General features: G+C 35.0%; 9 protein-coding genes. 4 read left to right on the plus strand and 5 right to left on the minus strand.

All coding sequences use genetic code 11. The annotated features are described in order from the left end of the window. Positions 1–386 precede the first annotated feature (386 nt). Both HRT72_13890 and guaA read right to left on the minus strand, forming a co-directional pair. Entirely contained in the window at positions 387–1889 is a 1503-nt protein-coding gene (locus HRT72_13890) for a LysM peptidoglycan-binding domain-containing protein (GenBank protein NQY68800.1), read from the minus strand. A 57-nt stretch (positions 1890–1946) separates the two neighbouring features. Then, entirely contained in the window at positions 1947–3476 is a 1530-nt protein-coding gene (gene guaA, locus HRT72_13895) for a glutamine-hydrolyzing GMP synthase (GenBank protein ID NQY68801.1), read from the minus strand. A 321-nt stretch (positions 3477–3797) separates the two neighbouring features. Here guaA and HRT72_13900 point away from each other — a divergent pair, with 321 nt between their 5' ends. Beyond that, positions 3798–4127 carry a hypothetical protein gene (locus HRT72_13900; protein NQY68802.1) on the plus strand — a complete coding sequence of 110 codons (330 nt, stop codon included), beginning with the start codon at positions 3798–3800 and terminating at the stop codon, positions 4125–4127. Between the two features lie 75 nt (positions 4128–4202). Here HRT72_13900 and HRT72_13905 read toward each other — a convergent pair whose 3' ends face one another. Continuing rightward, entirely contained in the window at positions 4203–4871 is a 669-nt protein-coding gene (locus HRT72_13905) for a response regulator transcription factor (protein ID NQY68803.1), read from the minus strand. Positions 4872–5298: 427 nt separating this feature from the next. Next, positions 5299–5622: a response regulator gene (locus HRT72_13910; protein ID NQY68804.1), complete on the minus strand. Its 324-nt coding sequence runs from the start codon at positions 5620–5622 to the stop codon at positions 5299–5301. A 274-nt stretch (positions 5623–5896) separates the two neighbouring features. Between HRT72_13910 and HRT72_13915 the strand changes: the two genes are divergently transcribed. Continuing rightward, positions 5897–7492 carry a fused MFS/spermidine synthase gene (locus HRT72_13915; protein ID NQY68805.1) on the plus strand — a complete coding sequence of 532 codons (1596 nt, stop codon included), beginning with the start codon at positions 5897–5899 and terminating at the stop codon, positions 7490–7492. Here the strand turns inward: HRT72_13915 and bshC are convergent, their stop codons facing one another. Continuing rightward, positions 7493–9076, minus strand: coding sequence for a bacillithiol biosynthesis cysteine-adding enzyme BshC (gene bshC, locus HRT72_13920; protein ID NQY68806.1), 1584 nt, complete (start codon positions 9074–9076; stop codon positions 7493–7495). Positions 9077–9163: 87 nt separating this feature from the next. Between bshC and HRT72_13925 the strand changes: the two genes are divergently transcribed. Next, complete coding sequence (locus HRT72_13925; GenBank protein NQY68807.1) at positions 9164–9796, plus strand: YceI family protein; 633 nt, start codon at positions 9164–9166, stop codon at positions 9794–9796. A 12-nt stretch (positions 9797–9808) separates the two neighbouring features. Further along, positions 9809–10679, plus strand: an 871-nt coding sequence (locus HRT72_13930; protein NQY68808.1) for an aspartate aminotransferase family protein, incomplete at its 3' end; no start/stop codon positions are given.

A 10679-nucleotide genomic window follows, 5' to 3' on the forward strand; every position in this document is an offset into this window, starting at 1 on the left:
TGAGTAAACTTTAATAGACTTAAATTACAGGACTGTAAAGAACAGGATTTGTATTTCATCATATGGCTGTTATGTTTATTCCATAAATAAAAAAAAAATTCTTTGTAATATTTCAATATTTTTTGCATTTCCAAAATTTGGCAGATCTGCTGTAATGTCATGGGCCAATCATATTGGCACACAAAAAAAAATTTAATCGGTGTTATTGTCCTTTCTGGCCTAGCGCATCATGATACTCAGTTTATGTACACAAGATAGGTTGCTTGGTGTGCACACAAATTTCCATATACCTGCTTGACTAGCAAGGCCTTGAAAATGATGACACAAAAATGTTTTTTTTAAAAACAGACACAACAGATTTGTACTGCTAACAGTAATAGAGTGAATTAAAAAGAAATAATTAGTATTAAAAATGGTACGGAAAACTCATCATTAAATGTCTTAACCATAGTGGTATCCTCGTTTAAAAAAGTAGGCCAAGGAATATGTACATCCAATTTATGGTAGTAGTCAATGTTAATGTTATCGTACCTTTTCCATTTCTGCATCCCAAAAACTTTGATGTCATATTTATCCGACTTTTTAAACAACTCCGTCATAATGATCGTTACAAATGGCTGATCTTCTGAAGGAATAACAATAATATTCCGAACAGAATCTCTCAAGACACCACGTATTACTTTATTTTTATCATCCTCGTATACATCTACCGATATAACATGTACCGTATCTAATTCTGTCTTCTCCATCGGAATGCCTAAAGTATCGTTAAACGACTTTCTGAATTTTTTCAAATCTTTTGCGAACGTCCTGCTTCTTTCCACTTCTCTAATATGATCGTTATTAAATACTACAAGATTTGAAGCCCCATATTGTTGAGCAACGTACTGAGCAATTTTTTTAAGGTGTACAGTTGGTGACGAGATCACTTTACTCGTATTAGATTTCCCCAAAAGAACCTTGTTCTGTGAACTAATTGGAGACACTACATGGATATTATGCCTTTCCCCAAATTCAGTTATTTGCATCATATGCTTTTTATCAAAGCCAATTATTAGATGCATCAACTTCAATTCTGGCTCTTCTAAAATTTCACTCACATCCATAGCATCCGAATTTGTGTCGTAAACAAACAAACGCGCATTTAGCCCTAAAGAATTTAACGAGTCTGCTGCCAATAGAATTCCTTCATGAAAATCCAAAGCTCCTCTACTCCTATGAAAAATCATTTCTTTTCCTTGTACTCTTTCAAACCTTCGCATTGAATCATTATTGGCTAAGTAAAAAGGCAGGAGCAATGCAATGTTGTATATGGAATCTTTTCTAAGACTATCGTTAATCAACAGTTCATCGGTCATAAACTTAGGCCGAGTGTACTCGGGTAGATCTAAATATTTATTGTTTACAATAACAGAAATAGGGATATTGAGTTCCTGACCTATTTTGATTTTTTTATTGCTTTCCAGATTCGCTTTGTAAATTTTTTCAATATCTACATTGTAGTCTTTCGAAATTGAATACGCCGTTTGACCACGTTCAACCACATGAATTATCAATGTGTCTTTGTATTCTATATTTTGATTCCTACTGATTTTTTTCAGTGCCTTCTTGCTTGGTATTTTAATAGTGTCCTGAATACGTAAACCATCAATTAAAAAGGGATTAACTAATATTATCTCGTTTATTGAAGTCTCGTAAGCCTTGGAGATAGAATACAAAGTATGCCCAGTGAGTACTGGATGGATAATAAATGGCTTACCTCCAATAACCTCTGTTATCTTCGATTTTTTAACCCGTTTCTTTACAACCGGTTCATCTTGAGAAAAAGTATTTAATGCCAATACTAAGATTGCCATCAATACACATACTTTTTTAGAAATTCTAATCATTGCTTGAATTGGTCTAGATTCAATCTTGTAGCATAATAAGTGCCAAATTTAATAATATCACTCCCATTCTATAGTAGATGGTGGTTTAGATGATATATCATAAACTACTCTATTAACACCTTTAACCTTGTTAATGATATCGTTAGACACTTTAGCAAGAAATTCATATGGCAAATGACACCAATCGGAGGTCATGCCATCTGTAGATGTAACAGCACGAAGCGCAACTACTTGCTCATAGGTTCTTAAATCGCCCATAACCCCTACCGATTTAATTGGCAACAACACAGTACCAGCTTGCCAAACTTCATCATACAAACCATTATCCTTAAGGCCAGATATAAATATATGATCCACTTCTTGAAGAAGGCGTACCTTCTCTTTAGTGATATCTCCTAAGATACGAATAGCTAAACCTGGTCCGGGAAAAGGATGACGAGACAATATATTATTATCAATTTCCAATACCTTACCAACTCTTCTAACTTCATCTTTAAAAAGAGGCCGTAAAGGTTCTACCAATTTAAGATTCATTTTTTCTGGCAATCCGCCCACATTATGATGTGACTTAATGGTCGCTGAAGGCCCCTTTACTGAAACAGATTCTATAACATCCGGATAAATTGTTCCTTGACCAAGCCACTTAACATCTGGCAATGCTTTGGCTTCATCGGAGAATACATCAATAAAAACTTTACCGATTGCCTTTCGTTTATCTTCAGGATCTGTTAAACCATCTAATGCAGAATAAAATGCATCTTTAGCATCTACGCCTTTAACATTAAGGCCCATGCCTTCATACGAGGCCAATACGTCTTCAAATTCATTTTTCCTAAGCAGACCATTATCCACAAAAATGCAATGCAATCTATCTCCAATAGCCTTATGTAATAAAATAGCTGCCACGGTAGAATCGACACCACCAGACAATCCAAGTACTACACTGTCGCTTCCTACTTGCTCTTTAAGCCTGGCTACCTCTGTATCTACGAACGAATCAGGAGTCCAATTACATTCACATTTACAAATGGACACCAAAAAGTTCTTAATTATCTCTCCTCCCTCAGTACTATGAAATACTTCTGGATGAAACTGCAGACCATAAGTATGCTCACCTTTTAGTTTATAAGCTGCTGCTGCGACATCTTTTGTACTAGCTAACAATTCAAAATTATCAGGCATCTCAAGAATTGTATCTCCATGAGACATCCATACTTGTGAGTTATCAGAAACTTTTTGCATCAATTCTGAATCTTTCTTTACAAAAGACAAATTGGCTCTGCCATATTCTCGAACTTCAGATGGAGCTATATTTCCACCCTCTTTATGTACCATTAACTGAGCTCCATAACACACGCCTAATAAAGGCCGTTTAGTACGAAAATCCGACAAGTTAATATCTGGTGCATCTGTTTCAGTAACTGAAGACGGACCTCCGGATAAAATAACTCCTTTAACATTGTCTTCCAATGCAGGAATATTATTGAATGGATGAATTTCACAAAACACATTATTCTCCCTTATCCTCCTCGCAATCAACTGTGTATACTGCGAACCAAAATCTATTATTAGTACTTTTTCTTGCATGCTCTAATTGGAATTATTGACTCCAAAAGTAAGGTGTTATTGGGTGGATTAAATAAATATTCGAGCCAGAAATAGTACATCTTTTCAACAATATTTCATGTCTGATTATAGAAGCTATTATTTTTATAAATATTGATTTAAACGAAAACTCTAATTCCTCATAATTATTTCCAAAAAACAGCCCAACAAAGCACAGAATTAGCTCTTTATCAGCATTTTCAACTTCGGTTATCAACATCAAAAGATTAATAACTTACCCCAGTCTTCGTCTTCTCTCCCCTATTTCTAACCAATTTTACATAACCTTAAAATGACGAGCGAATGGGAGAAATGAAAAACTTCAACAAGAGCATAGAAAATGTTTGGAAGAATAAATCGGAAATCGTTAAAGACGATAAGTACTTAAACATTTACATCGAAAAACGAAACGACAATTCAGAAAAGCAAGATCGAAAAATAGACACATTTAAAAGAATACATATTAAGAAAGATCGAAAGACGAGTTATGCAGTAACAAAAATAAAATCTATCTCAATGATTGACCATAGATTGGAGACAAGAGTTTCCATGAAGGACCTCGTTATAGAAAGAAACCTCTCTCACCGCCAAATCGACATAAGTCAAACCACTTTTTTCATTTACAAAAATTAGATTAAAAAAATGGCCCTGAGTAGAAAACTCAAGGCCAATTAATATGGAGGATTTAGATTACCCTCATGCTAATTATCATGATGCATACAACCGTTCATTAGATGAATCTAATAGATTCATGTTATGGGCCAGGCTTATTAGCTGAGCCGTATTTTTCACATTTAACTTTCTAATGATATTATTTCTATGTGTATCTACAGTGCGTGTACTAATATAAAGTTCAGATCCGATTTCACAACTAGTCAGACCTTTAGAAACACATTTTAATATTTCCTTTTCTCGTTTAGACAATTTACTTACTCCCGAATTCTCATCTTTTTTATTACCATTTAAATGCGCCTCAATTAAAATGTCGCTAATATTCTTTCCGAAATAACTCTTACCTAATTCTAATGCCCGTAAAGCATTTATTAATTCTTCTGTATCTGATTTCTTAGATAAATACCCAGTGGCACCAGCGTCAATAGCATTAGTTACTACTTCATTATTTACCAATTGAGATAATATAAGCACCTTCACATTTACATGGTTGCTCGCTATATACTTAGTTAGTTCAATTCCATTTACATCAGGCAATACTATACTTGAGATAACTATATCAGGATTTAATTCCTTAAGTAACTCCTTTGCTTCTGCTCCATTTTCTGCTTCTCCAACAATACAATAGTCTTGATAATCTGATAATTGGCTACGTATTCCTAATCTAATAAAAGGGTGATTGTCTACAAGTAATATTTTCTCCATCCGTTTTTTTTTATTTTTAAGCTCTTCAATAATAGTTTCTCACGCTAACTATGCCATTATACCTTGCTAGCTAATCAAAGGTTCTGCTCATCTATTATACTAAGACTACCTCCTTGAAAGATTTCAATTAGAGAAAATCTAATTTCACCTAAATTAGGTTCACACAAGAAAACCATTACCCCATTAATGCGTTGCTTTTCAACGCCTTACAAATTAACACGTACTCGCGACGCCTTTACAAATTTAATCTTTCAGATGTAAGAAATATCACTTATTAAATCAAAAATCACATTTCTCAAATGACCGATATATTCTATCAAAGAAGAAACTCTTAGAATAAACTTGGTTTCACCAACTTTTTCAAGTTCGATGTGTTTTTTAAATCTTCCATAAGACCAATTACCTTTCGCTCATTAAGCATCTTTTTTTAATGATGATGCGCACCAAGTTTTTTTGCTATTTCAATTTCCGTTACAGAATTGGATCTACTTAATAAGACTACTTCGGGTTTACCTTCTCTATTCTTAAATAACGAATTAAGCTCTTTAAAAAAATCAAGGCCATTCATAATAGGCATGTATAATCCAAGAAATATCAATTCAGGAAATCTTTGATTTCTTTCAAGTGCATCCTTCAAATAAGCAATTGCTTCTTTACCATTGCTTGTCGCAACAACATCATTTGCGATATTCATACCCTTTAGAAGTCTGGTATTAGTAATATTTGTGGCCTCGTTGTCTTCAACAAGCAATACTTTGTCGAGTTTATTTATTTGAGTTTATGATTTCAAAGCATAATACCGCATACGTAAATCATTAATAACCAACCAATTAAGCATTAAAATAATTTCATTTTAATATCATCAACCTTAACAAATCCCATTATTATATTTAGGATTAAGAAACCGTACTTATTGCTTAATCTCGCTTATAACAATTTGAACACTTACTTTATTAAGTAACTTATTTCCTGTAAATAAGCTTAGATTTTCGTAAAATTGTGGCACCAATAGCAACAAAGGCAGAATGAAATCAACTTCAAACGACGGTTATATAAATAGCAGAAATTTTTTACTTCTAGTATCATTCATTGAAGGTGCCATTGTTATGGCAATAGAGCTTATTAGTGCAAAAATGATGGCTCCATATTTTGGCACTTCTACTTATGTATGGACCTCAATTCTAATTATCACATTACTCGGACTATCACTTGGTTATTATCTAGGTGGCTGGATTTCTAAGAAATACACTAACAGCAGTATCCTTTTTAATGTTGTTGCTTTTGGCAGTATTGCTATTGGCCTTATGCCCATAGTTGCACCATGGATCATTGAGAAAACAATGACAATTGGTTTCGTACAAGGATCCATTTTATCTTCTTTAGTTTTCTTAACTCCTCCACTAATTTTCTGTGGGATGGTATCTCCGATTATCATTACGAGATTATCTATGATTTCAAATCAGATTGGGAAAAGTGCAGGAACCGTTTATGCTATTTCAACGATAGGTGGTGTCTTGGCTACTTTCTTTACTGGGTTTTATGTAATCCCTAATCATGGGTTAAGACTAAGCACAGGAATCATAGCAATTATATTTGGTCTAATTCCAGTTTTCTATTATTATAAGTCAAAAAAGCTAATGCCAGTTGTTAGCATTATAGGTGTACTCGTTGTACTGTTTTGTGTTAACGTAATGCTGAACAATAAAGGAGTAAAAAACTCAAAGCTGTATAAAGAAATATACCGATCGGATGGTCTCCTCGGTCAAGTTTTTGTTGTTGAGTATAAGAATAAAAAGAACCCCTCTATAATGCTACACATCAATAATATTTCCCAAACACACATGCACAAACCTTCGGGCAGATCTATGTGGAAGTATGTTAATAGGTTAGCAACATTTACTGCATGTAAGCCTAGCGGATCTAGAGTACTGCTAGCTGGCTTAGGTGGTGGTAACGTAGTAAAAGAATTGAATCGTCTCGGATTCGTGATTGACGTATGCGATTTAGATAAGAGAATGGCAAAAGTATCGAGAGAATTTTTTGACATGCCCGAACCCAATAGCATCGTTGCAATGGATGCTAGACGAACCATCCGAATGGCTGCTCCAGAAACATACGATATCGTTATATTAGATATGAGCGCTGGAGAAAACCAGCCAACCAATGTTTATACTGTAGAAGGATTCTCAGACTTACGAAAAATTTTAAAACCAGATGGTATACTCTTCTTGCATTACCCTTCTATTATGAATGGAGAAGAAGGAATTGCACTAAAGTCTATTGGAAAGACGCTAATTACAGCTGGATTTCAAACCAACTTACTTAGAACAACAGATGATTACAACAAGCACATTGAGTTTATGTACATGTGCTTTAACCAACCGACAAATATTGCTAGTCTTGATTTCTCAAGAAGAGATCCGTGGACTAAACAATATAATTTCCCAATACTCCCAGAAAATATATTTTTAAACGATGTTAATTTTGATGAAGGCCATGTTTTAGTAGATGACAAACCTTTATTCGACAAACTGCATCAAAAAATGGTAGTTCGATACAGAACTCAAGGAATCAACATTACTGCTGCAGGGCTTATTAAAGAAGGGTTGAATATTTTTTAATTACTCTGAGAGTATCTGAAATTCATTTATAAAAGGATCAAACTCCTTTTTCAAAGTCTCTATAAAGTCTTCTCCATATTTTAAGTAGAAAGGAATTATATTTTCATACCTCTCTTGAAGCCCATTGTCAGGAAACAGCTTAGATTTAATATTCTCAATTCTAGCTATTTGATCTTCTAACTTTCTCTTTCTTGCTTTGTAAATTCTTTTATCAATTGCATCCAAAGAATTTAAAATCTTCTTCTCCTCCCCTTTAAGACTACTTTCTATTGAGCTATCCACCCCAATAGCTTCATGCAATAAATCATTTATTGAATCCTTCAACTTAATTATCTTATCCTCTATTAAAGAATTATCGGACGGACTTTGATCCACATAGATTTTAGTAAGCTGATGGATATCTTGGAACAGCTGACTTAAGTTAAAACCCATATCCGTAAATCGCTTACTACTTTTCTTATCTATAAAGAGTGCAGAATTTCTTAAAAGCAAAATGGGAAATGGGATATCATAAAGTTCGAACGCCGATTTTAACTGAAGCCAGTAAGACAGTTCTCCACCGCCACCGATGTACGCAAGATTAGGTAATACCCTTTCTTGATACATGCAACGCATAATCACATTAGGACTAAAATTTTCTGGATTCGACTCCACTTCATCTAATAAGTTCTCTGAAACATCTATTACACGCTCTCTACTCCCTGGTGATAGGTAAAACAGATTTATCGGTCTTGGATTAACTTGGATCTTGTAATTCTTAGCCAACAACTCATTCGTACTCTTTATGGCTTTCTCTATACGTTGGTTCTGCAGCTCGTCGCGCATTACATCCTTAAACTGATTCTTCAACGACTTGTCATCCCCATCTATAACAACTAAGCCATCATTAGGAAATAAAGTATAAATCAACTCACGAGTAGCAATCGTTATCGAGCTTCCTGGTGTGTATGCCTTTTCAATGGCAGTTATAAATTCTTGACCTAAGTTTTTATCCCCTACAATATATTTTAATTCGCTTAATACAGAATTAATGCTATCCGTATCCAAACGGCCAACAGCACCACTCATACCTTGCTCCCACTTCAATTTCTTATTATAGATATTGGCAACGCTTATTTCTTCAAAGTCATGGTCTTCGGATGCCATCCAAAACACAGGCACGAAATTATTATCGGGGTACTCTTCCTTTAATTTCTTAACGGTATTAAGCGCCGAAACTATCTTGTAAATAAAATATAACGGACCAGTAAACAAGCACAATTGATGTCCCGTTGTGATAGTAAATGTGTTACTATCGGTAATAATGTCAATATTAGTTTTGGTTGATGAGCTTATATCCACACCTTGGTGTTGACCTAGCAGAGCTTCGTGCAAAACAGTCCTATTTATATCAATCGATGCTCTTTCTTCAATCGCTTTCTTAAAAGAAGATACATTGGGTCGATGGGAAATCAACTTATCAAGCTCCGAGTTGCCTTCGATATAATCGATTATCAACTTGGTAAAATATCCGGCTTCGCGGAAAGGAATAAAAGTGCTTTTAACATCTATCATCTGTTTCAAAAATAAACTATACCTCGCCATTTACATAATCTTCTAAAAGGCCTAATTATTGCAAAAGCGTTATTCTACTATTTCCATTATTTTTACACTAACTAAACACTTCATATTATGATACTAAAGAAATTCAAAAAGCTAGGATTAACGGCAGCAGCACTATGCACAACTTTTATCTTTTCTAGTTTCTTAACTGCTTCGGTCCTAACCTATCAAACAAACAACAGTAAAAGTGAAGTGCATTGGGAAGGAGAGAAAATTACAGGTAGCTCACACTCAGGCATAATTAACATACAAAGTGGAAAGGTATACGTGATGAGTGAGCAGATTGCCGGCGGTGACTTTGTTCTTGACATGACTTCTTTGAACACAACAGATATGGACGATGAGAAATCGAATGCCAAATTAACCAAGCACTTAAAAAACGATGACTTCTTTTCGGTAGAGAAGTTCCCAACTGCTAAACTTGAGATTACGGAAGCGATAAAGATTCTGAACGCTTTAGATACTGATTCTAACTATGAGTTCAAAGCAAAGCTCACTATTAAAGACATTACTCATGAGATTGCATTCGGAGCTATTGTAGAGCATACAGAAACTACAATGAACGTAACCGCGAACATTGTTTTCGACCGAACCAAATTCGATGTTAAATATAACTCTGGTAGCTATTTCGACGATCTTGGCGACTACATGATTAAAGACGAAATAAAAATGACGATTAAAATAGTAGCTCAGTCAAATTAGTATCCAACAATTATGATTTCACATCGGGAGCTTTATTTAAATCACGTAGCTCACCCTACTCCTTTCCCTCCTTCGTTAGACGTAAAACGAGCTGAGGGTATATACATTTATGACCAAGATGATAACGCCTACATCGATCTTATCTCTGGCATTTCCGTTAGTAATGTTGGACATCGACATCCCAAAGTAATTGAAGCGATAAAAGCTCAACTCGACAAGTATACCTACTTAACCGTTTACGGGAAGTATGTACAAGCTCCCCAAGTAGAGCTAGCTAATGAGCTAACTAACCTTCTACCTACTACTCTCGACAATGTGTATTTCGTTAATTCTGGAACTGAGGCAAACGAGGGAGCCACCAAACTTGCGAAAAGATACACAGGGAGATATGAATTAATTTCTTGTAAGAAGGCATACCACGGAAGTACACATGGTTCATTAAGCCTTTTGGGTGATGATGAAATGAAAAAGGGTTATTACCCATTGCTACCTAATTGCAATCTTATTGAATACAACAACCAAGCAGATCTTAACTTTATAACAACCAAAACTGCAGCTGTGGTTATTGAAGGTGTGCAAGGTGAAGCGGGAACCATAATGGGCAATGTAGATTACTTCAAAGCATTAAGAAAGAAATGCGACGATGTGGGTTGCCTCCTTATTATGGATGAAGTACAAACCGGGTTTGGGAGAACAGGCAAACTCTTTTCGTTCGAACATCTAGGCATAGTACCAGATATTATTACGATTGCTAAAGGAATGGGTGGCGGAATGCCAATTGGGGCTTTTGTGTCTTCAAAAGAAATAATGAACGTATTAAAGTCGAACCCAATGCTTGGCCACATTACTACGTTTGGCGGTCATGCGGTATCGTGCGCATCCA

Source organism: Flavobacteriales bacterium (assembly GCA_013214975.1).
In the GTDB taxonomy this organism is placed as follows: Bacteria; Bacteroidota; Bacteroidia; order DT-38; family DT-38; genus DT-38.

Excerpts from the sequence above, each read along its gene's own strand:
- HRT72_13925 (NQY68807.1), top strand. The coding sequence starts at position 9,164 with ATGATACTAAAGAAATTCAAAAAGCTAGGATTAACGGCAGCAGCACTA.
- HRT72_13915 (NQY68805.1), top strand. The coding sequence starts at position 5,897 with ATGAAATCAACTTCAAACGACGGTTATATAAATAGCAGAAATTTTTTA.
- guaA (NQY68801.1), bottom strand. The coding sequence starts at position 3,476 with ATGCAAGAAAAAGTACTAATAATAGATTTTGGTTCGCAGTATACACAG.
- HRT72_13890 (NQY68800.1), bottom strand. The coding sequence starts at position 1,889 with ATGATTAGAATTTCTAAAAAAGTATGTGTATTGATGGCAATCTTAGTA.
- bshC (NQY68806.1), bottom strand. The coding sequence starts at position 9,076 with ATGGCGAGGTATAGTTTATTTTTGAAACAGATGATAGATGTTAAAAGC.
- HRT72_13900 (NQY68802.1), top strand. The coding sequence starts at position 3,798 with ATGGGAGAAATGAAAAACTTCAACAAGAGCATAGAAAATGTTTGGAAG.
- HRT72_13905 (NQY68803.1), bottom strand. The coding sequence starts at position 4,871 with ATGGAGAAAATATTACTTGTAGACAATCACCCTTTTATTAGATTAGGA.